The organism is Methylonatrum kenyense, assembly GCF_023195885.1.
Classification (GTDB): domain Bacteria; phylum Pseudomonadota; class Gammaproteobacteria; order Nitrococcales; family Aquisalimonadaceae; genus Methylonatrum; species Methylonatrum kenyense.
This window is the reverse complement of the sequence record NZ_JALPKO010000006.1, coordinates 39,650-61,426: the sequence shown is the minus strand read 5'-3', so window position 1 is coordinate 61,426 and position 21,777 is coordinate 39,650. Positions and strand designations below refer to the sequence as shown.

Sequence of the window (21,777 nt, the reverse complement as noted above, 5' to 3'; positions counted from 1 at the left end):
TGATTACTCGTCGTGCAACTGCGGATGCTGTGATTCTCGTTGGACTCAGCCGGTGAGTCGCGCCAAATCGTTGTAAAAGGCCAGACTCATGATCATCAGCAGCAGGACGATACCGACCTGCTGGCCGATCAACAGGGCCCTTTCCGAGGGCGGCCTTCCCCTGACCGCCTCCACCAGGAAGTACATCAAGTGACCACCATCGAGGATCGGGATCGGTAACAGATTGATGATCCCCAGACTGATACTCACGATGGCCAGGAATTTCAGGAATGGCACCACGCCCGATGACGCAGTGTCTCCGGCGTACTGGGCAATGTTGATCGGACCACTCAGGTTACGAAGCGAGGCCTCGCCGGTCACCATCCGCCACAGCACCTGCACGGTCAGCACACTGGCCTGCCAGGTATCCCGGCCCGCTTCACCGACCGATGCGATGGGCCCATAGCGTACGGTCTGTTGCATGTCCTCGTACAGCCCCTCGGGCACATCCGGCCGGATACCCAGCACACCGCGCTGGCTGTCGGCGCCGTGAAGCCGCACCTCCCGCTCGATACGGGCACCGTCCCGTTCGGCGCTGAGCATCACCGTCTCTCCGGCATGCTCGCGCAGGACGGCGACCAGGGCTGTCCATTCCGCAACCGATGCACCGTCCACGGCCAGGATCAGGTCACCGCCGCGCAGCCCGGCCTCTTCCGCCGCCCCGCCATCGATCAATTGCCCGACCCGACTTTCAAGCCGCGGCTGCCAGGGTTCAAAGCCGATCAGCCGCAGCATGTCGGGGTCCTCTCCGAGCAATGCGCGACGGTCCAGTTGCAGGCTTAGCTGGCGCTCACGACCATCCTCGCCAACGACCGTCACATCCACCTCGCCGCTGCCGCGGACGCCGCGATCAAGCAGCGCCATCAGGACCTGCTGCCAGCTGTAGGTATCGCGACCGGCGACGGCCACGAATTCGTCGCCACTCTCAAGCCCTGCTCGATCCGCGGCCGTATCCGGAATCACCTCGCCCACCATCGGACGAATCTCGGTTGTGCCAACCACCGCAATCAACCAGTAGACGGCGAGTGCAAACAGGAAGTTGAAGGCCGGCCCGGCAATCACGATCGCCGTGCGGACCCGCAGCGACTGCCGGTTGAAGGCGCGGTGGCGCTCGCCTTCCGGCACCGGACCCTCGCGCTCGTCGAGCATCTTCACATAACCGCCCAATGGGATGGCGGAGATGCAGTATTCGGTTCGATCCGGTCCGGCGATGCGGGTGTAAAGCGGCTTGCCGAAGCCGATCGAGTAGCGCAGCACCTTGACCCCGAGCCGGCGCGCGACCCAGTAATGACCGAACTCGTGGAACGCCACCAGAATGGCGATGGCCACCAGGAAGGCCAACAGGCTAACGCCGAAACCACTCATGTCTCGACCTCCAGTTGCGGGAGCAAGGCATCGGCCAGTTGCCGCGCTCCGGCATCCGCCGCGAGGGCGTCCTCAAGCGAATTCAGCGCCTGAACCGGGCTTTGATCCAGGCAGCGCTCCACCAGCACGGCGATATCGTTGAAGCGAATGCGGCCATTGAGGAAAGCGGCAACGGCCACTTCATTGGCGGCATTCAACGTGGCACAGGCAGTGCCGCCACTGGCAAGCGCCTGATAGGCCAGCCGGAGGCAGGGAAACCGCTGCATGTCCGGTGCCTCGAAATCGAGCCGCGCGATGGCCATCAGATCCAACGGCGCCACTCCCGCATCGAGACGCTCCGGAAAGCCCAGTGCATGGGCGATCGGCGTACGCATATCCGGGTTCCCCAGTTGCGCCAACACCGAGCCGTCGTCGAAATCCACCAGGGAATGGACAACGCTCTGGGGATGCACGACCACGTCCACCCGCGTTCCGGGTACATCGAACAGCCAGCAGGCCTCAATCAACTCCAGGCCCTTGTTCATCATCGTCGCCGAATCGACCGAAATCTTGCGCCCCATGTCCCAGTTCGGGTGGGCACAGGCCTGATCCGGGGTAACGCTCGCCATGGCTTCAGGATCCAGCGTGCGGAACGGACCACCGGATGCGGTAAGAAGAATGCGCCGGACCCCGGGCGGAATCAATTCTCCGGGGCGGAACGTCGACGGTAGACACTGGAAGATCGCATTGTGTTCACTGTCCAGCGGTAGCAATTCGGCGCCATGGTCACGCACGGCCTGCATGAATACCGGGCCGGCCATGACCAGGGCCTCCTTGTTGGCAAGCAGCACGCGCTTGCCGGCCCGCACTGCAGCCAGCGTCGGCTCCAGGCCAGCGGCACCGACAATGCCGGCAACCACGGTGTCGCACTCTTCGCTGGCGGCCAGATCGGACAGTGCCCGCCGACCGGAGAGGACGACGGTGTCGCAACCCGCCGCACGCAACGCCTCGCGGACCGCTTCCGCGGCCGATGAATCCTCGATCACGGCGAATGCCGGCCGCTGCGCCAGGCACTGGGCCAACAGCAGATCCCGGTTCCGGTGCGCCGTGATGGCATGCAAGCGGAAACGTTCGGGGTGGCGGGCGATCACATCCAGCGTGCTTACACCAATGGAACCGGTGGCACCGAGGATCGTGATCCGACGCTGCATTACAGCCATAACCAGAACAACCCGGCGGCAAAGATCGTCGCACTCGCGGTGATGCTGTCGATGCGATCAAGGACCCCACCGTGGCCCGGCAGCAGCGCACCGCTGTCCTTCAGACCGGCCCGCCGCTTGACCATGCTTTCGAACAGGTCACCGACCACTGAATAAACGATGGCCACCAGCACCAGCAGCAGGAAGAATCCGAGTGGCACCGCGTCCAGCGAAACCAGGTGCCACAGGGGCACCGCAGACAGCAGGGCCAGCAGGACGCCCCCGGTAAAACCTTCCCAGGTTTTGCCCGGACTGATCGCCGGCGCCAGCCGGTGCCGACCGAAACGGCGGCCAGCGAAATAGGCACCCACGTCGGCCATCCAGGTCATCAGGAACAACAGTAACACCAGCCAGGGACCAGCAGCCTGGCCGTGCAACCAGACCAGGGCGGTCCACGAAGGCAGCAATAACAACAGGCCGACCACCAGGCCGACACCGGGACCCATTGGTCGGACCTGTCCCGCGTGGCGGCTGTAGTGCCAGAGCAGCAGCGGTGCCAGAAGCCACCATGCCGCGCCGGCCAACAGGACCGCCGGCGTCACCACACCGGCCTGGACAGAGCCGGCCACCAGCGCCATCAGCCCTGCCAGCAGCCCCATGACGGCCCATACCACGGAAGCGCGGTGCAGCCCGATCATCGGCAACCATTCGCGCACGCCCAGCATGACTACGAGGCCAATGACCGCGGCAAACCATGCGGTCGGCAAAAGAAAAACTGCCGCCAGGAACGGCGGCAGCAGCACCAGCGCGGTGACAATGCGATGACTAAGCACGTCCGGCAGTGCCGTCCAGCATGGCTGGAACGCCGCCAAATCGGCGTTCGCGGCCGGCAAACCAGGTCAATGCGCGGTCGAGGTGCGCCTCGGTGAAATCCGGCCACAACACATCGGTGAAATAGAGTTCCGCGTAGGCCAACTGCCAGAGCAGGAAATTGCTGAGCCGGCACTCGCCGCCGGTGCGGATCAACAGATCGGGGCCTGGCAGGCCGGCGAGAGCCACTCCATCGTTGAGCATTCCCTCGTCGATATCCTCGGCATCGAGGCTTCCGTCCGCCACCCGCGATGCGAGGCGTTGACAGGCCCGGGTAATGTCCCAGCGTCCGCCGTAGCTGACCGCCACCACGAGCTGCAACCCGGTGTTATCCGCGGTCAACGCCTCGACGCGCTCGATCTGGTGACACAGGGTTCCGCCAAGCCTGTCCCGGTCACCGATCACGCGAATCCGGACGTTGTTCTCGTGCAGCTTCGAGGCTTCCTTGCGCAGCGTGCGCAACATCAGGTCCAGCAGGGTCGACACCTCCTGCTTCGGCCGGCGCCAGTTTTCACTGCTGAAGGCGAACAGGGTCAGCGCATGGACACCGCGACGGCCGCAGCTCTCGATCAGGGTCCGCGCCGCCTTCACGCCAGCACGATGGCCGGCAGTCCTGGGCATCCGCCGCTGCTCGGCCCAGCGACCGTTACCATCCATGACCACGGCGATATGTCGCGGCAGACGTGCGGCCTCACCTGTCGGCTGATGATCCTTCATGCGCGTGTGCGCCCCCCGACCAAATACTCAGGACAGCGATCAGGCAATCATACCGCCATCAAGTCCTGTTCCTTGGTATCCAGAGCCGCGTCCACCTGCGCCGTGTACTTGTCCGTCAGCTTCTGAATGTCTTCCTCGCCGCGTCGCTGGTCGTCCTCGGAGATTTCCTTTTCCTTGACCAGCGCCTTGAGATCATTGTTCGCATCCCGACGAACGTTGCGGATCGCCACTTTGGCGAGTTCGCCCTCATGCCGGACCACCTTGACCAGGTCCCGCCGCCGCTCCTCGGTCAGCATCGGCATCGGCACGCGGATCACGGTGCCGGCCGAGGACGGATTAAGGCCAAGGTCGGAACTCATGATCGCCTTTTCCACCGCAGCCACCATGTTCTTTTCGTAGGGCGTCACGGTCAGCATGCGGGGGTCGCTGGCAGTAACGGTAGCCACCTGATTGATTGGCACCGGCGCGCCGTAGTACTCCACCATGACATGATCAAGCAGACTCGGATGCGCCCGTCCCGTACGCAGTTTCAGCAACTCGGCGTCAAGCGCCTGAACGGATTTCTTCATCCGTGCATCCGCATCGTTCCGAATATCCTCAATCACTGTCTCATCCCCTTTCAACCAGTGTGCCGGTCGACGCACCGCAGACCAGGTCCAGCAGGGCGCCGGGCCGGGTCATGTCGAAAACGCGAATCGGCAAATTGTTGTCGCGACACATCACGATAGCGGTAGCATCCATCACGGCAAGGCGCTGTTCCAGCACCTGGTCGTAGGTCAGATGGCTGTACCGCTTCGCATTCGGATCCTTGACCGGGTCCGCAGAATAAACACCGTCCACCTTGGTCGCCTTGATGACCACATCGGCATTGATTTCCACCGCCCGCAGGCTGGCGGCCGAGTCGGTTGTGAAAAACGGATTGCCGGTGCCGGCAGCGAACACCACCACCCGCCCCTTTTCCAGATGCCGCATGGCGCGGCGCCTGATGTAATCCTCGCACACCTGATTGATCTTGATCGCGGACATGACCCGCGTAAAAACGCCCTCGTATTCGAGGGCGTCCTGGAGCGCAAGGGCATTCATGACCGTGGCCAGCATACCCATGTGGTCCGCGGTGACCCGGTCCATGCCGGCGGCCGCAAGCCCGGCACCGCGGAAGATGTTGCCGCCACCGATCACCAGCGCCACCTCCACGCCGAGCGCGCGCACCTCACGTATTTCCGAAGCGAGGCGGCGGATGACGCGCGGCGATATGCCGTACTCGCCATCACCCATCAACCCCTCACCGCTAAGCTTGAGAAGAATCCGCTTGTACGCAGGCTCGCTCATGGGTATGCCGCCGACCTCCAGTTGTCAGGTCCCTCAGGAACCGCGCACCTGCGCCATCACTTCCTCGGCGAAGTTGCCCTCTTCCTTCTCGATGCCTTCGCCGACCTCGAGACGTGCGAAGCCGTGCACGGTGGCGCCGGCCTTGTTCAGCAACTCGCCGACGGTCTGATCCGGATCCTTGACGAACGGCTGGCCCAGCAGGGTGGTTTCCTTGAGAAACTTCTTCATCCGGCCATCCAGCATCTTCTCGACGATCTCGGCCGGCTTGCCGCTCTCCTCGGCCTGGGCCTTGAGAATCGCACGCTCCTTTTCCAGCACCTCGGCCGGCATGCCGCCCTCGTCGACGCAGACCGGCTGGCTGGCGGCCACGTGCATCGCCACATCGCGCCCCAGCTGCTCGTCACCACCCTGGACATCGACCATGACACCGATCCGGGTACCGTGCAGGTAATGGTGCAACTGGCCTTCGGTCTGGAAGGTATTGAAGCGGCGAACCTGAATGTTTTCACCGATCTTCGCGACCAGCTCCTGGCGCAGCGTGTTCAGGGTCTTGTCGCCATCGGCGGGCAGTTCCAGCAGCGCTTCGACGTCGGCCGGCTGCTGCTCGAGAATGAGCGCGGCGGCACGGTCGGCAAAGGCCCCGAAGTCATCGCCACCGGAGACAAAATCGGTTTCGCAGTTCACTTCAAGAAGCACACCGCGCCTGCCGCCGTCGGCGGTGGCAGCAACGATCTTGCCTTCCGCGGCCACCCGGTCGGCCTTCTTGTCCGCCTTCGCGAGGCCCTTCTTGCGCATGTGCTCGACGGCCTGTTCGATATCACCGTCGGTTTCCACCAGCGCCTTCTTGCATTCCATCATGCCGGAGCCTGTCCGCTCCCGCAGTTCCTTAACCATTGCGGCAGTGATCGCCATGGGTCTGTCCTCTCTGAATTCAGCTTTTCCGGATACGCGACCGCGGCCTGCTACCTGGGGAAGCGGCCGCGGTCGCGACAGGCGAAACGTTGGCCTCAGCTCTCCGCCGGGGTATCGGCCGCCGCCTCTTCCTTCACCTCGACAAAATCGTCGTTTTCGTTGGCGCCGGGCCGCACGGACGAGGCACGAGCATCCAGGATGGCGTCGGCCGCGCCACGCAGATACAGGCGGATCGCGCGAATCGCGTCGTCATTGCCCGGAATCACGTAGTCGACATCACGCACGAAGTTGTTGGTATCGACCACACCGACCACCGGAATGCCCAGCTTGCGGGCCTCCTGGATGGCGATCTTCTCGAAGCCGACGTCTATGACGAACAGCGCGTCCGGCAGCCGCTCCATGTCCTTGATGCCCGACAGCGACCGATTCAGCTTTTCCAGCTCGCGATCAAGCATCAGCGCTTCCTTCTTCGCCAGCTTGTCGAAGGTGCCGTCTTCCTTCTGCGCCTCCAGATCCTTGAGCCGGCGAATGGACTGCTTGACGGTGCGGAAATTGGTCAGCATGCCGCCGAGCCAGCGGTGGTCGACATACGGCATGCCGCAGCGCTGCGCTTCCTCGCGCACGGACTCGCGGGCGGCCCGCTTGGTGCCGACGAACATCACGCGGCCGCCATTGGCAACCATCTTGCCCATGAAATTCAGCGCTTCCTGGTAAAGCGGCAGGGTCTTTTCCAGGTTGATGATGTGAATCTTGTTGCGTTCACCGAAGATGTAGGGCGCCATCTTCGGGTTCCAGTAACGCGTCTGGTGACCGAAATGGACACCGGCTTCCAGCATTTCCCGCATGGAAACATTGGCCATGATGCTATCTCCTGAAAGGGTTTGGGCCTCCATGAACCCGCGTGCAAAAACCCGCCGCGGCGGGCAACCCATTGCATGTGTCGGTCCATGTGCGGATTAAAGCCGCCCGAATCGTCCACTCCCTGAGGAATTGCGGACCAGCTCCGGGCTGGCTGTACGGTTTTGCTGCTGCGGCGCACGATCAACTGATGCCGGTTTGCCTGAGCAGCGCGCGCTTTATACCATACCGCCCCTGACGCGACAATTTGCTGGCGGGTCGAAAAGCGCTGATGGCAGCGCTTTTTTTGATCGGGTCGCCAGCGATCGTCACCCTGATAAATTCAGCTCTGGAGGTCCGTCCCGGCATGGCCGTAACGATCAAGACAGCCGACGAAATCGAGAAGATGCGGGTCGCGGGGAGGCTCGCAGCGGAAGTGCTGAGCATGATCGAGGAACACGTCCGCCCCGGGGTAACCACTGAAGAGCTGGATAACATCTGTCACCGGCATATCGTCGAGGTCCAGGACGCCATCCCCGCGCCACTGAATTACCGCGGTTTCCCGAAGTCGATCTGCACCTCGATCAATCATGTCATCTGCCACGGCATTCCCGGGCCGAAGAAACTGCGCAAGGGCGACATCCTCAACATCGACGTCACCGTGATCAAGGATGGTTATCACGGTGACACCAGCCGCATGTTTCATGTCGGCGAACCGACCATCAAGGGCAAGCGCGTCTCCGACATGGCCCATGCCTGCCTCTGGGAGGGCATCCGGCTTGTGCGCCCCGGCGCCACCCTGGGTGATATCGGTCACGCAATCCAGGCGCTGGCGGAAGGTGCCGGTTTTTCGGTGGTCCGCGAATACTGCGGCCACGGTATCGGTGCCGTGTTCCATGAAGACCCGCAGGTGCTGCACTACGGCGAACCCGGCACCGGAATCACATTACAGGAAGGCATGACCTTCACCATCGAGCCGATGATCAATGCCGGCAAGCGCGAAACCCGGCTGCTACCGGACGAGTGGACCGTGGTGACGCGCGACCACAGCCTGTCCGCGCAGTGGGAACACACGATACTGGTCACCGCTGGCGGCCATGAGGTTCTGACGCTACGCCACGACGAGACGCCAGGCGTCGTCCCGGAGTAAACCCCCGATGCCTCACCCAGCGCAGCAGCAACCCCTCATCGACACCTTCCTGTTCGATTCCGAGGAGCTGGACAGCCGACTGGCCCGGGGCGAATCACCAATGCGCGTGTTCCGCGACGCCCGTGAACACGCCGATGCCATGCTTATGGGCCGGTTTCGCGACGGTACTCCCGCCAGCGAACTGGTACCGCAACGCGCTTGCATCATGGATGAGCTGCTACGCCGGGCCTGGCAACGCATCATGGGGGATGATCGCGATGTAGCGCTGGTCGCTGTCGGTGGCTACGGCCGTGGCGAGCTGCACCCCGGCTCGGATATCGACATCATGCTGCTGCTGGCGAGCAACTGTGAAGGTGATCGTGCCAGCCATGCCGAACAGTTCCTGACCTTTCTCTGGGACATCGGCCTTGAGGTGGGTCACAGCGTGCGCTCGGTCAGCGACTGCGAACGCGAATCCCAGGCCGACATCACTGTCGCCACCAACCTGATGGAATCCCGCCTGCTTGCCGGCCGACGCGCACTGTACGAACAGATGTGCGACGCCACCGGGCCGGCAAGGCTCTGGCCCAGCCGCGACTTCTTTGAAGCCAAACTGGCAGAGCAGGTTGCGCGCCACGAGAAATACCACGACACCGCCTACAACCTGGAGCCGAACATCAAGGAAAGCCCCGGAGGGCTGCGTGACATTCACATGGTGGGCTGGGTGGCGAAACGCCATTTCGGCGCCACCACCCTGCATGACCTGGTGCTGCACGACTTTCTTACAGAAAACGAGTACCAGGAACTGATCAGCGGCCAGAATTTTCTCTGGGACATCCGCTTTGCCCTGCACGAAACCGCCGGGCGCCGCGAGGATCGCCTGCTGTTCGATCACCAAACCACGTTGGCCAAGCAGTTCGGCTACAAGGATCAGCCTCACACCCTCGCCGTCGAGCAGCTCATGCAGCGCTACTACCGGACGGTGATGGAACTGAACCGGCTCAATGAAATGCTGCTGCAGCTGTTCCAGGAGGCGATCCTGTATGCGCACGACCATGAGCCGCCGAAACTGATCAACAAGCGCTTCCAGACCCGCAAGGGTTTCATCGAGGTGACCCACGCGAACGTGTTTCGCCGCTACCCCTTTGCCTTGATGGAAGTCTTCCTGCTGATGCAGCAGGAGCCGGGGCTGAAGGGCGTGCGGGCCTCCACCATCCGCCTGATCCGGAATCACAGGCACCTGGTGAACGAACGCTTCCGCAACGACCTGCGATGTCGCAGCCTGTTCATGGAAATCCTGCGCCAGCCGCGCGGCATCACCCACGAAATGCGGCGCATGCACCGCTACGGCATCCTCGGCCGCTACATCCCCGCGTTCGGCGAGATTACCGGCCGCATGCAGTACGACCTGTTTCACGTCTACACCGTCGACTCGCACACGCTTTTCGTGCTGCGCAACGTACGCCGCTTCGCGCTTCCGGAGTTCGCCGACGAACTGCCGTTCTGCAGCACGATCATGCAGCGCCTGCCGAAACCCGAACTGCTCTACCTGGCGGCCCTGTTCCATGACATTGCCAAGGGCCGTGGTGGCGACCACTCCGAACTCGGCGCGGAGGATGCCTGGCAGTTCTGTATCGAGCATGGCATGAGCCAGTACGATTCGCGGCTGGTCTCCTGGCTGGTGCAGCAGCACCTGCTGATGTCACTGACCGCACAGAGAAAAGACATCTCCGATCCGGACGTGATTGCCGAATTCGCCGATCAGGTCGGCGACCGGACCCGGCTGGATTACCTGTACCTGTTGACCGTCTCCGACATTCGCTCCACCAATCCGGCGCTCTGGAATTCCTGGAAGGACTCGCTCCTGCTCGAACTCTACATGCTGACCAACCGTGCACTGCGCCGCGGCCTCGAGCATCCGATTGACGCCGCCGAACTGGTCCGCGAGACGCAGCTCCAGGCGCGCCGCCGACTGAAAGCCATGGGCGTCCATCACATGACCGTGAAATCGCTCTGGCGGCATTTCACCGACGACTACTTCCTGCGGTATTCCGCCGAGGAAATAGCCTGGCATGCGGCCGCCATCACCCGCACCCGACGGGAAGACCTGCCACTGGTGCTGATGGAGCCGCAGAGCGCGCGAGGTGGCACAGAGATCTTCATCTACACCAGTGACCGCGACTACCTGTTCGCCCTTTCCGCACACACACTGGACACGCTCAACCTGAACATCCAGGACGCACGCATCATCACCACCGAAGACGGCCATACGCTGGACAGTTACCTGGTTCTGGAAGACAACGGCGAGCCGGTCAGCGATCCGTATCGCAAGAAGGAGATCGTGCAACGGCTGCAGGCGGCACTGAAACGCAACGGCATCGAGAACCCGATCTGCCTGCCGATCCCGCGTCAGCATCGGCACTTCAATCTGCGCACCGAGATCAGCTTCGTACAGGACGAGGCCAACGGCCGCACGGTGATGGAACTGCTCACCGCGGACCGACCCGGGCTGCTGGCCCGGGTCGGCTATGTGCTGTCGCACCTGGGCATCCGGCTGCAGAGCGCCAAGATCGTTACCCTCGGCTCGCGCGCCGAGGACGTGTTCTTCATCACCGACCAGCACAACCAGCCGCTGCGCGACGACGCCCTGTTCCGCAGGATTCGCGATGAACTGCTTGACCTGCTGGGCGAGCGCCCCGATACCGTCGAGCAGGCCAACGGCCTGTGAGTCCCTCCTTCGTTTCCGGGGGCATCCGAACTGAGCGGACAATGACCTGTCACACAGTTGGTCGTCGTATGGTTGCAGCATGTCCGCGCTGCCAGCGCCGATCTCCCGGTTCTGGCAGCGACAGGTCTCGCAAATGGATGGAAACTGGCTGAAACACGGTCCTTACCGAATGACAGTGCTGGTCCTGTGGAGCCACGCCGTCCTCCTCGCCATCCTGATCACGCTGCATCTCCAGGGCTGGATCAACCTGCTGCTTCCCAGCAGCATGCTGGTGCTGACCGGCATCGGCTTGATCGCAGCCAATCTGATCTACCATCTGCTCTACACCACACCGCGTTGCAGCCTCATGCTGGACCGCGAGCGCCGGGCCCTGGCGGCCCTGCGGCAACACCTGGATAACGACCGGCAGGGCGGCACGGCCCATGACCGCGTGGTCGCACTGTTCCGGGAACGCGTGCCGGAACTGGACGAAGGCACCGTGCTGGCCCGTTTCCTGCGCCGGCTGGCCCTGTCCAAGGCAAGCAACCCCCGCTACCCGCTGGACCTTGGTTCATTTTCGGCATTGCTGGAAAGCCAGCTCAAGCGACGCACCAGTGAAGTCAGCCTGGCCGCTTCCTACCAACCCCGATACGGCCTGTTCTTCACCTTCCTTGGTGTCTCCATCGGCCTGGGTACCGTGGATTTCTCGACCATTGTCGGCGAGTCTGGCGGTGCCGATGTGGCTGCCGGCCTGATCGTCGCCGGCCAGGTGCTCTCGGGCATCGGCATGGCGGTGCTCACCTCGTTGGCCGGCATGGCCGGCAACATCATCCTGTCCCGCCACCAGGACGCGTTCGACCGCGCGGTTGGCGGCATGGTGGACGAAGTTGAAGTATTGATGCTGACCCGGGTACTGCCTCTGGTGAACGATGATGCGGAAATGGCGCTGATTCGCCAGGACATGCCGGTAACCAGCGCAGCCATCGACGAACCCCGCCTGACGGCCTCGCCGGCATGACACGCAATCCGCGACATCAGCGGCAGCAACAGCACGACGAGGCGAGCAATATCGCCACCGCGGACCTGCCCTGGGCCGTGATGGGCGCACTGGCCCTGGTGCTGGTGGTCCTGCTGCTGCTGGTCAACCCGGTGACACCGCCGGTGGACCCGGACGACAGCGCCCTTTATATCACGGCGGAATGGGACCCCACCCTGCCAAGGCGTCACCAGGAGGATCCGCTGCCGGAACGCCAGGCGGTCCTGGAACGCGACGGCGCGATCATCCAGCCGGGCCACTCCTACGCGGATGTGGATCTCTGGGCTGTCTACATGGATCCGGAGGGTGGATGCCAGGTGGTTGGCTACCCCAATCATATCCGGCAGTCGGCGCTGCTTCGCCTGGATCAGGACGACCGTGGCTGGGAGGGCGACGACAGCCAGGAAAACCTGAATCTGGAGACCGTGGGTGCACGCACCGTGACATTGCCGCAGGGGCGTTACATGGTCAGCGTGCACCTGTACAGCACCAATGAGGAACGTCTGCCGGTGACGACCTCGCTACGCGTCACCATCAACCGGGACAGACCCAATCAACGCAGCTTCAGCTGGGAAATCCCGCTGGAAGAGCCACGCCAGGAACTCGGCGTCAGCTTCCAGATCGACGATGAAGGCAATCTGGTTGATGGGTCGATGACCGAACCCAGGGAACTGCGCCTCGCCACCGGGGCGCGCTACAACTGCGACTGACGATGGATCCGATGCTAGACAGCTTGCTTGGATTGATGCAGGACCACGGCACATTGGCCACCGCGCTGCCGCTGGCGCTGCTGGTAATCAGCCTGCTGCTGCTGGGACTGATTGCGAGCCTGCTGGTCAGTTCCACCAGCAAGCCCCGGCGCCTGGTGCTGCCGGCGACCGGCGTCAGTATTGTGCTGTTCCTGATCGCGGTGACCGTCGCACTGGTACTGCCGGAAGCGCTGGACCGGCACCACCACGCAATCTACAAGGCCCAGTATGACGGCACGCCCGATGACGAGTGCATCGTGTTCGAGCCCGAGAGCGTTCCCCGGCTAGACGATGACGGCGAACCAATCCGTGACGTGGACGACAATATCGTCACCGAGGAGCGCAAGGTCGACTATGTCTTGCTGGGCAGACCGATCGGCCCCGAACAGGGTTTGATGAACGTCCACTTCTGGCTGGACAGTCGTGTGCATTATCCGGAGGGCAGCCATCTCTGCAGCCTGCCCGCCACCGAGGAAAACCTGGATTTCCTGGAACAGGCGCAGGAAGCCTGGGATGCGCTTCAGGAGCAGCAGGACGCCACCAACGGCGACGCCTCCCACAACGATCCAAGGGAAGTGGTTGTCACCCTGCCCGAGGGGGAGCTTGCCGGCGAAACGCGCGCCTCGGAGATCGAGGCCGAGGACGGCTATCAGCCGCGGAACCCGGATCGTCAACGGCAACGCAGCCAGGGCAGCATTTCCATCAAGGTGCCTGAGAGACCGTTACCACCGAAAGAGTAGCTGCGGTCGCGACAGATCGCCCCACCCCACCGCTTCCGGACTTGCGCCCGCCAAGCCGGCTCACATAGGCTGCCTGAAAAACAATACGAACGGGAACGGATAAATCGCCAACTGGAATAAAGGCGCCCGGAGCGGCCGGGACAATCAGGTCAGGGAAAGGACCGGATCCATCCCGGATCAGTTCGCTCAGCGATCCCAGAGGCGTCGTAAAAAGCGGTTCCCATCACTAGCCGTGGAGTTTCGCGTCCGAACCTCCGCTCGGGCAGGGCTTGCGTCATGGGCAGATCTGCAGCATTCGGTTTTTGCATCGTTCTGGGCCTGCTTCTGCCGGCCACGACACCCGCAACCTATCCGCAAATGTTATTTGCGGAGGATCCCAATGACACCGTCGAAACCGCGCAGCCGTTCCGCGGCGGCGCGCGATTGATTGGCAAACTGGAGACGGATGGCCGGGACAAATTCCGCTGGCAGGTGGACGACGCCGAAGCCGACCAACTCTGGCGACTGGAACTGCAGGCGGGTACCGAGGACGCGATCCGCGGGCTGCTGGGGACCATGCCGGAGGTCGACGCTGCCGAGGACAGCGGCGTGGCCGAATTCGGCATGGCCACGGACAATGAACCGACTCCTGATGCGGAGACGGCACCGTTGCTGGAGCTGGAGGCGACGGCACGCCGCGCAGTGCAAACCCATGACGGCCTGATGGTGCCGCACGGCGAATACCTGATCCGCCTGCTGACTGAAGCCGGGGGCGGTGACTATCAGTTCACCTTGACCCCGGTGGAAACCATCGAACTGCACGGTACCGCGGATGCCGATACTGCCGGCGAGGATCTGCCGGTGCGGGTTGACCGTGACTGGTACTTCCAGATCAACGCCGAGGCATTCGAGCTTCCGCTCCGAACCGAGGAGACCGAGGACTGGCTCTGGCAAATCAGACTGCTTGGCGAGCTGGGCGCCGATCTGACGGCAACGCTGCTGAACGCGGATGGCGAGGCGCTGACCGATCCGATTCACGGAAACCCGCTCAACCATCGCTGGCTTTCCGAGCCGTTGCCGGAGCGTAGTCGACTGCGCATCAGGCGGGACGATGGTGCAGCCATTGGCCGCGTCGCCGTGCGGCTTGAGCAGGATGGCGAACGGCCGGAGCCACAACCCGATGCAGTCGCCACCACCCTGGCCGACGCCATCGAACTGGCACCGGATGACACAACCCGCCTGACCCTCGCACCGGAGACCCCCAGTTACCTGCGATTCACCCTGGACGAGACGCAGGCGAACGAACACGGCTGGCAGATCGATGCCGCCGGGGACACCGCGGACGTAACGCTCTGCCTCGGCGAATTCTTCACCCGCGACGAGGCCTGCCGCCAGGCTTCCGCCCAGCCAAGTTTCGACGCGCTACGCCTGACGCCGAATGTCTACTACCTCCGGCTGGAGCCGGACGACCAGGACGCCGAGGTCGACATCACACTGCGGGCAGTACCGCCGGGCGACGACGATCAGGTCCCGGAACCCAGCGACATCCGCGACTGGGCAGCGCCGCTGGCACCCGGCGAGTCCCTGCACGGCACCTTCACCGGCGAGCGGCAGGCCTGGTTCCGTTTACAGGTGCTGGAAGCCGACCAGCTCTGGCGAATTGAGGCGACCGGCGACGGCCTCGACGGTCTACGTATCGTGCGACGTGATACGCAGGGCACATGGCGCCAAAGCCGGGACCCCTGGGTCAGTGACACGCTGGACGGGTTCGGCTTCGACCGTCTGCAACTCCTGCCTGGCGAGTACTACCTGCGGCTGGATGGCAAGGACACGGATTACCGCATTCAGGCGCAACGGCTGGGTGCGCCGGATCCGACCCGGGAAACGGAACCGAACGATGATCCGGCAAACGCCAACAGCCTGCACATGGGCAAACCCGTCCGCGGTGAACTCAGGGACAGTCGCGATACCGACTATTTCCGTTTCACCCTGCACGGCTGGAACCGCGTTCGTCTGGAAATCCTGCCTCCGGAGCAGGGGAGCATTGCCGCTGCACTCTACACCGACAGCGAAACCCGGTTGCTCAACCACTCCAGGCTTGATGCCGATGCCGATCCGCTAAGGGCAACCGCCAAGCTTCCCCCGGGGGAGTATTACCTGGAGATCAGCGGCCGTGACGGATCATCCGCCTATCAGCTTGCCGTGGATACGATGGCGCCATGGGACATCGACGCCGGCCACCCCTTCGGCGAGGACATCAGTTTCGCCGCACCCTTACCCGACGATGGGCTGCTGGATCTGCCACACAGCGAACTGGGTGGCGATTATCAGTGGTTCCTGCTGCCCACCGGAGAATCCGATCGCGAGATCCGGCTCACCGCTTTCGGCCCTAACCGCCTTGCCCGCGCGGAATTCGAGATCCTGGATGACGCAGGCGTGGCCCTGGACCAGGAAGACATCGACCCCGCCGCCGACGACGCCTATGCCAGGGGCGTCAGTGTGCCGGCCGGTGGCCCCTGGTACCTCCGGGTAAATTCCGGGCGTCGCGGCACTATCCAGCTTCAGGTCGACGATCCGCTGCTCGCACAACGCGCAGAAGAAAGGCAACGCCATCGCGACGACATCACGATGGCCCTGGATGCACGGGTCGAGACCCTCGCCGCCTGGTCCGGTCAACCGCAGCAGGTCGAGACCGAACTACAGCTTGAAAACCATGGCGACGAGCTGCTCGAGGTGCCGCTGTCCGCCCATGCCAACCACAGCGGCTGGCAGGTTCGCGGCCTGCCCGAGACGTACACCCTGGAACCAGGCGGCGAAACGACGCTGGAACTGGACTGGATCCTGCCTGCTGGCCTGCCCGACGATTCCCCGGTGCGCCTCTTCATCCGTGCCGGCGGCACTGACGCCCAGCTTGCAATTGCCGTGGACAGTGAATCGCAAGCCGTGGCAACTGCCGATGATCTCACCGACGCCGCGCGCGCCGCGCGAGGCATGGTGGACCTGGCCTGGGAGGGTCTCGGGGCGCGATTCGTGGACGCCGAAAGCGGCGACATCCTGGAGACCGACTGGGGTGACTATCGGCTGTACCACCTGATCGACGGCATGAGCTCCGCCGGCAGCTCGATACGCTGGGGCCACCTTCGCAACCGGGTTGACCCCGGGGACCCCCTGCCGCCCCTGCGCCTGGCCGGTGACGGTGGCGAGATCCGGACACTGGTGCTCGATCCCCGCTCCAAGCACTCGCCGTTGCAGCGCTGGCGCGAGGTGGAAATCAGCATCGGGCCGTCCTTCGATTCACTCACCCCGTTGAAAACCATCGAGCTGGACAATCTGGACGGCGACCAGTATTTCCCGCTCGACGAGCCCGTGGAAGCCCGCTACATCGGCGTTCGGCCGTTGAGCTACTGGGGGCCCGTCTCCCGCAGTGACAGCACCGGCATTGGCGCCTTGCAGGTGCTGGGAAAACCGACTGGCGCGCTAGCCGATTCGCGCCCCAATCTGCTCGACCCGGCGCTGGGCGGTCACTGGATCTACAGCCGTCCCGACGTGACCAGCCTGCGCGAGCTGGTTGGTGGTAGCGCCCGCCTGTTCCGCCCAAGCGACGGCACGCGGCAACGCGGCGAAGTGATTCGCGGACGTCGTATCGACCTTGTGTTCGGCTTCCTGCAGCAGCGCGCCGCGAGACTCGACAGCCTGAGCTGGAAGGACGACGCGAACCGGGACGGACTGCCGGTGGAGCGGGTACGGGTCTTCAGCAGCCTGGAGAGCCCGGTCGGACCCTGGACGGATCATGGTCGCTGGACCCTCGAACGGGATGCGGACGGGCTTGCCCACCTGCAGCTGGAGGAGCCGGTCTGGGCCCGTTACCTGCGGCTCGAAGTCACCGAACCGGAGCCGCTGGAGGACGGCGGACGCGGTCAGCGGTGGCGGATACCCGCCGAACTCGGCGCCTATGAAGCGGCATCCCCGGACAGTGGCGAATCGGTCCTTGCCCACTGGCAGCGAGACGGCCGCGAGGGTCCGTTCGAGGCGGTGCATCAAGGGCCGGACTGGCCTGTCGAGGTTGACGATGCCGACAGCACGCCGGACGCGCCGTGGCATTTCGCCGGCAAGCTCAGCGGTCGCGTCGACTCGCCCGGAGACACGCGCAGTTACCGGCTCACGCTAGAGCCCGGGGACAACACGCTGGCCCTGCGTCTGCGCGAAGACATGGCGGGCCGACTGATTACCACCCTGCAGGATGCGGAAGGCAACGACATCGCCCTTGACTGGACTGCCGACGGCCACGGCTGGCGCGAAGCGACCGCGGTGGATCTGGATCCCGGCGAGTACCGGCTTGATGTCACCGAACCGGTGCGGGCGATTGCGTTTCTCTGGGACGCAAGCGGCAGTCTGCGGGCCCACGAGCGCACCATCTACCAATCGGTAAGCCGATTCGCCGAGCGGCTGCGCCCCGGCGAGGAGATCGCCAATCTGATGCCGCTGGGCGGCCCGATGCTGATGGCGGACTGGGCGGAATCGCCGCAGCGTCTGCGCCGGACGCTGGAAGCCTATGAGCGCCAGTTCACCAGCTCCAACTCGGAGCCGGCCCTGCTGCAGGCGAGCCGGGAACTGGAAATGCTGCAACACGACGACAGTGCACGTGGTGAGGTCGACCGGGTGATTTTCCTGATCACCGATGCCGAGCTGCGCGGTCGGACCATGGACGTCTGGCCCGTTCTGGAACGCGTCAGACCGAGAATCTTCGCCCTGGAAATCAGTCACGGCATGCCCCGGGACATCGCCGAGACCCGCTGGTACCAGAACCTGATGCGAAGCTGGTCGGCAGTTGGCGGCGGACACTACAGCTACAACGTTGACCGCGGTGGCCTGATTCGCGCCTTCGAACAGGGAATGCGGGCCGTACGCCAACCGACCCGTTATTTCCTCGATGCGGAAATGCGCTACCAGGAACCACCCGAACCCGGAACCCTGGAGATTGTCAGCGGCGAGACGCCGGCCCTGGCTGCCGGCGCCGTGCACCTGATCTTCGACGCCTCCGGATCGATGTTGCGTCAGATGGAGGGTGGTCGCCGCATCGAAGTCGCTCGCCGGATTGTCAACGAGGTCCTCGACGAACGGATCCCCGAGCAGGTACCGGTGGCCTTGCGGGCCTACGGTCACACCGAACCGCATAGCTGCGAGACCGAACTGCTGGTGCCACCGACTGCCGGCAACCACAATACCGTCCGCGACACCGTCAATGCGATCCAGGCCATCAATCTGGCCCGAACGCCGCTGGCAGCGTCACTTGACGCGGTGCCGGAGGACCTGGCGGACGTGGACGCTGAGCGCAAGCTGGTGGTGATGCTGACTGATGGCGAGGAAACCTGCGACGGAGACGTCGAAGCCTCGGTGGCAGCCCTGGTGGACGCCGGCATGGACCTGCGGTTGAACATCGTTGGCTTTCATATTGAAGAAATCGGCATGCAGGCGGAGTTCGAGCGGTTTGCCCGCGACGGCGGCGGCGCCTACTTCGAGAGCAGCGATGGCGAGCAACTCAGTCGGGCACTGCAACAGGCATTGACTGCCACCTACCGGATTGTTGATTCCGAGCAGGACGTGGTCGCCGAGGGTCGGGTCGACGACGGCCAGGCGCTGGCCCTGGATGCCGGCGACTATGAACTGCTGGTCGACGGCGCCGACGGCGAACGGCGCTTCAGCCTGACCCTGGCCCCGGGCAGTGAAAAGACCTTCCGCCTGGACCAACAGTAGGATTCGGAGCCACCCCATGCGCTATCTGTTTGCCCATATCCACCGCTGTTTCGGGCTTTTGGTCCTGTTCGGCGTTTGCGGGAGCGCCCTGGCCGCGAATAGCTGTCCGGGCTCACCGATCGGCCCGGACGACGGCACGGCCAGCCTGGAGCAGCAGGTTCACGCCGTAAGCCAGGCCGCTCACGACGCCGCACAGGCCCTGCCGCGAGAGGATTTCGATCCGGCCGCGTTGCAGACCTCGCTTGGCAGCGCACCGGAAACACTGTTCGCCTGGGTGCGGGACGAAACCCGCTGGCTGGCCTATGACGGCGAACTGCGTGGCGCACAGGGCGTGGTCATGGACCGCATGGGATCAAGTCTGGATCGTGCACTGCTGCTGGCCGATCTGTTGCGGCGTGCCGGTCATACCGCCCGCATCGTCGGCAGCGAAATCGAGACAGAGCAGGCAACCGCCCTGGCCGCCCGCTGGTTGGACGTGCCGATTCCCCTGGAACCACAGACCAGCGCCGAACTGACGCAACAGGATGCGGGAATCCAGGCGACCGCCGAACGCTTCGATCTCGATCCCGCGGAATTCTCCATGGACATACGGCGGGAACTGGAACGATTCGAGGCCAGCGGCAGCGAACTGGCCAAAGCCGTCTCGGTCCAGCAAGGCGCGCTGGAGCAGTTCCTCGACGGGGATGTGGCGGCCGGAAGCGCGCCCGTCACGCATCACTGGTGGGTCCAGATCGACCAGGGCGGACACTGGCAGGACCTGGACCCGGCACTCCCCGATCTCGCCGCCGGTGAACGCTGGCTTGATGAGGCGCACCAAACGGCGTTCTACCCCGAAGACATCCCCGAGGACCAGCGCCACTGGCTGGAGCTTGCCATCATCGCCGAGCAATTGGTCGGCGACCGCTTGCGGCAACATACGGCATTGACGCATCGCTTCCCGGTCAGCGAACTGATCGGCAAACAGATCCGCATCGAAACGTACCCGTTCAACGTACCTGGCATGGCCGCGGTACTCGGCGTGGACGGCGATTTCGATCAGGCCGGACTGCCCTCCGCGGTATTGCAGGAAACGGAATGGATGCCCCTGCTCCGCATTGGCGGCGATCTGGTCAGCGACAAAAGCATTCTCAGCGACGGCACGGTGCAGGAGCAGCGGGGGCTGGCGCCGCACGGCGAGGCCTTTGACGAAGCGACCGGCGCCCTGGGCGAACTTAGCCTCCGCGGTCGTGAGCGCGAGGACGAGGCACCACCGGCGGAACTCAGTGCCGTCCTGCTGCAATTGGCAGTTCACACGCCCAACCGCGATGTGGACCACTTCGAACGGCCGATGATGGATGTCATCGGTGCGGCGGCGCGGCATGGCGACAGCCATCTACCCCGCTTCAACCAGGCGCGCCGGGACGCACGGGCAACCGCCATGCTGGGCAGCATGGAACTGGCGCCGCAGGTTGCCTGGATGCCGGCCGAGCAACTCTCCGCGCTGCGCTATGGCGAACTGTTGGATAACCGCCTGCCCGCCGTTGGCGCCGCCTATGCCGCGGTTCGTGACGGCCTCGATTTCCTTGACCAGGCCCTGGACGAACGGCAACCGCGCCGCTCCGAGCTGGACCAGCTTGCGCGCCTGCGGCAGGTGTTGAGCCCTGAACGCGAGAATATTGCCCTGGACCGTGTCAATCTGCTGGGCTTCGCACGCCTGCTGAGCCTGGACGGTGATGGCGAGCCGGCGGTACGGGAAGGCCTGGACATCATCGATAACCGGGTCGCTGTGCCGGCCGCCAGCGATGACGCCGCGATGGTCCGGATTGCCCAGGGCGTCACCGATACCTTGCTGGAGGCACGGCTCATCGCCGGCGACACACCGACTGCCGCCAACACGGCAGTCGCATTCGCGCGGGATCTCGATCGGCAATCCCCATGGACCGCGCAATCGGCCGATGCCGTATTCGAGGGGACCGGACAGAAGGAGGATCTGCGGGCAACGCTTGCGCTTGCAGGCGAGGACCAACTGATCATCGCGCCTGCCGAAACCGACGGCGAGCCCGTGTGGTGGCAATTGAACCCGCAAACCGGAGATCTTCTGGGCTTCGGTCCGGATGCACGTGGACAGTACGTCGAGGGCATTCTGCTGCTGATCGAGCAGATGGAAACCGCAGTCGATGTCGTCGGCATGGTCCAGACCGTCTGGGCCTGCATGTTCCAGTTCGACTACGCCGAGGGCATGAGTTGCTGCGTCAAGAGTGCCGCGGTCAATTCCGCCGTGAGCAGCTACATGAGCAACGGCCTGAGTAGTTATGCGGAGCTGTCGGGTTTCGTCATCACCGGTGGCAACAAGCTGTTCGACATGCTCAACAGCATGGCGGTCGGCAAGCTGGCCGGAAAGGCCACCGACAGCTTCCTGGACGCGGTAACGCCGGCCAGCCAGTGTTGAGGAACCAC

The 21,777-nt window shown here is 63.9% G+C and carries 15 protein-coding genes; 7 read left to right on the top strand and 8 right to left on the bottom strand.

Features of this window, described 5'->3' with window-relative positions:
* Nucleotides 1–45: 45 nt before the first annotated feature.
* From rseP to rpsB, 8 genes are all read right to left on the bottom strand, one after another.
* The gene (gene rseP / locus M0534_RS08575; protein ID WP_248568016.1) at nucleotides 46–1,404 is read right to left on the bottom strand and encodes an RIP metalloprotease RseP; all 1,359 of its coding nucleotides are present in this window, start codon (nucleotides 1,402–1,404) and stop codon (nucleotides 46–48) included.
* Complete coding sequence (ispC, locus tag M0534_RS08570) at nucleotides 1,401–2,594, bottom strand: 1-deoxy-D-xylulose-5-phosphate reductoisomerase (RefSeq protein WP_248568147.1); 1,194 nt, start codon at nucleotides 2,592–2,594, stop codon at nucleotides 1,401–1,403. Before ispC ends, rseP begins: the two co-directional genes overlap by 4 nt.
* The gene (locus M0534_RS08565) at nucleotides 2,594–3,415 is read right to left on the bottom strand and encodes a phosphatidate cytidylyltransferase (protein WP_248568015.1); all 822 of its coding nucleotides are present in this window, start codon (nucleotides 3,413–3,415) and stop codon (nucleotides 2,594–2,596) included. Before M0534_RS08565 ends, ispC begins: the two co-directional genes overlap by 1 nt.
* On the bottom strand, nucleotides 3,408–4,169 hold the full coding sequence (uppS, locus tag M0534_RS08560; protein ID WP_248568014.1) for an undecaprenyl pyrophosphate synthase: 762 nt from the start codon (nucleotides 4,167–4,169) through the stop codon (nucleotides 3,408–3,410). Before uppS ends, M0534_RS08565 begins: the two co-directional genes overlap by 8 nt.
* A gap of 47 nt (nucleotides 4,170–4,216) precedes the next feature.
* Nucleotides 4,217–4,774 carry a ribosome recycling factor gene (frr, locus tag M0534_RS08555; RefSeq protein ID WP_248568013.1) on the bottom strand — a complete coding sequence of 186 codons (558 nt, stop codon included), beginning with the start codon at nucleotides 4,772–4,774 and terminating at the stop codon, nucleotides 4,217–4,219.
* 4 nt (nucleotides 4,775–4,778) lie between these two features.
* Nucleotides 4,779–5,498 (bottom strand): UMP kinase, encoded by a 720-nt coding sequence (gene pyrH, locus M0534_RS08550; protein WP_248568012.1) that lies wholly within the window; start codon nucleotides 5,496–5,498, stop codon nucleotides 4,779–4,781.
* A gap of 33 nt (nucleotides 5,499–5,531) precedes the next feature.
* Complete coding sequence (tsf, locus tag M0534_RS08545; RefSeq protein ID WP_248568011.1) at nucleotides 5,532–6,410, bottom strand: translation elongation factor Ts; 879 nt, start codon at nucleotides 6,408–6,410, stop codon at nucleotides 5,532–5,534.
* 95 nt (nucleotides 6,411–6,505) lie between these two features.
* Complete coding sequence (rpsB, locus tag M0534_RS08540) at nucleotides 6,506–7,270, bottom strand: 30S ribosomal protein S2 (protein WP_248568010.1); 765 nt, start codon at nucleotides 7,268–7,270, stop codon at nucleotides 6,506–6,508.
* Nucleotides 7,271–7,614: 344 nt separating this feature from the next.
* On the opposite strand from rpsB, the gene map reads away from it, so the two are divergent.
* The 7 genes from map to M0534_RS08505 all read left to right on the top strand — a co-directional run bounded on the left by map (nucleotide 7,615) and on the right by M0534_RS08505 (nucleotide 21,769).
* Complete coding sequence (gene map, locus M0534_RS08535; RefSeq protein WP_248568009.1) at nucleotides 7,615–8,397, top strand: type I methionyl aminopeptidase; 783 nt, start codon at nucleotides 7,615–7,617, stop codon at nucleotides 8,395–8,397.
* Nucleotides 8,398–8,404: 7 nt separating this feature from the next.
* Complete coding sequence (glnD, locus tag M0534_RS08530) at nucleotides 8,405–11,104, top strand: [protein-PII] uridylyltransferase (protein WP_248568008.1); 2,700 nt, start codon at nucleotides 8,405–8,407, stop codon at nucleotides 11,102–11,104.
* A 79-nt stretch (nucleotides 11,105–11,183) separates the two neighbouring features.
* A complete protein-coding gene (locus tag M0534_RS08525; RefSeq protein WP_248568007.1) occupies nucleotides 11,184–12,101 on the top strand; it encodes a hypothetical protein in 918 nt (305 codons plus the stop codon).
* On the top strand, nucleotides 12,098–12,829 hold the full coding sequence (locus M0534_RS08520; RefSeq protein ID WP_248568006.1) for a hypothetical protein: 732 nt from the start codon (nucleotides 12,098–12,100) through the stop codon (nucleotides 12,827–12,829). The genes M0534_RS08525 and M0534_RS08520 overlap by 4 nt, the downstream gene beginning before the upstream one ends.
* An 11-nt stretch (nucleotides 12,830–12,840) precedes the next feature.
* Nucleotides 12,841–13,608: a hypothetical protein gene (locus tag M0534_RS08515; protein ID WP_248568005.1), complete on the top strand. Its 768-nt coding sequence runs from the start codon at nucleotides 12,841–12,843 to the stop codon at nucleotides 13,606–13,608.
* 357 nt (nucleotides 13,609–13,965) lie between these two features.
* Nucleotides 13,966–19,341, top strand: a complete 5,376-nt coding sequence (locus M0534_RS08510; protein WP_248568004.1) for a VWA domain-containing protein — start codon at nucleotides 13,966–13,968, stop codon at nucleotides 19,339–19,341.
* A gap of 16 nt (nucleotides 19,342–19,357) precedes the next feature.
* A complete protein-coding gene (locus M0534_RS08505) occupies nucleotides 19,358–21,769 on the top strand; it encodes a hypothetical protein (protein WP_248568003.1) in 2,412 nt (803 codons plus the stop codon).
* The last annotated feature ends 8 nt before the right edge of the window (nucleotides 21,770–21,777 follow it).

Coding starts and splice junctions, on each gene's coding strand:
- rseP (WP_248568016.1), bottom strand. CDS start 1,404: ATGAGTGGTTTCGGCGTTAGCCTGTTGGCCTTCCTGGTGGCCATCGCC.
- ispC (WP_248568147.1), bottom strand. CDS start 2,594: ATGCAGCGTCGGATCACGATCCTCGGTGCCACCGGTTCCATTGGTGTA.
- uppS (WP_248568014.1), bottom strand. CDS start 4,169: ATGAAGGATCATCAGCCGACAGGTGAGGCCGCACGTCTGCCGCGACAT.
- pyrH (WP_248568012.1), bottom strand. CDS start 5,498: ATGAGCGAGCCTGCGTACAAGCGGATTCTTCTCAAGCTTAGCGGTGAG.
- tsf (WP_248568011.1), bottom strand. CDS start 6,410: ATGGCGATCACTGCCGCAATGGTTAAGGAACTGCGGGAGCGGACAGGC.
- rpsB (WP_248568010.1), bottom strand. CDS start 7,270: ATGGCCAATGTTTCCATGCGGGAAATGCTGGAAGCCGGTGTCCATTTC.
- map (WP_248568009.1), top strand. CDS start 7,615: ATGGCCGTAACGATCAAGACAGCCGACGAAATCGAGAAGATGCGGGTC.
- glnD (WP_248568008.1), top strand. CDS start 8,405: ATGCCTCACCCAGCGCAGCAGCAACCCCTCATCGACACCTTCCTGTTC.
- M0534_RS08525 (WP_248568007.1), top strand. CDS start 11,184: ATGTCCGCGCTGCCAGCGCCGATCTCCCGGTTCTGGCAGCGACAGGTC.
- M0534_RS08520 (WP_248568006.1), top strand. CDS start 12,098: ATGACACGCAATCCGCGACATCAGCGGCAGCAACAGCACGACGAGGCG.
- M0534_RS08515 (WP_248568005.1), top strand. CDS start 12,841: ATGCTAGACAGCTTGCTTGGATTGATGCAGGACCACGGCACATTGGCC.
- M0534_RS08510 (WP_248568004.1), top strand. CDS start 13,966: ATGTTATTTGCGGAGGATCCCAATGACACCGTCGAAACCGCGCAGCCG.
- M0534_RS08505 (WP_248568003.1), top strand. CDS start 19,358: ATGCGCTATCTGTTTGCCCATATCCACCGCTGTTTCGGGCTTTTGGTC.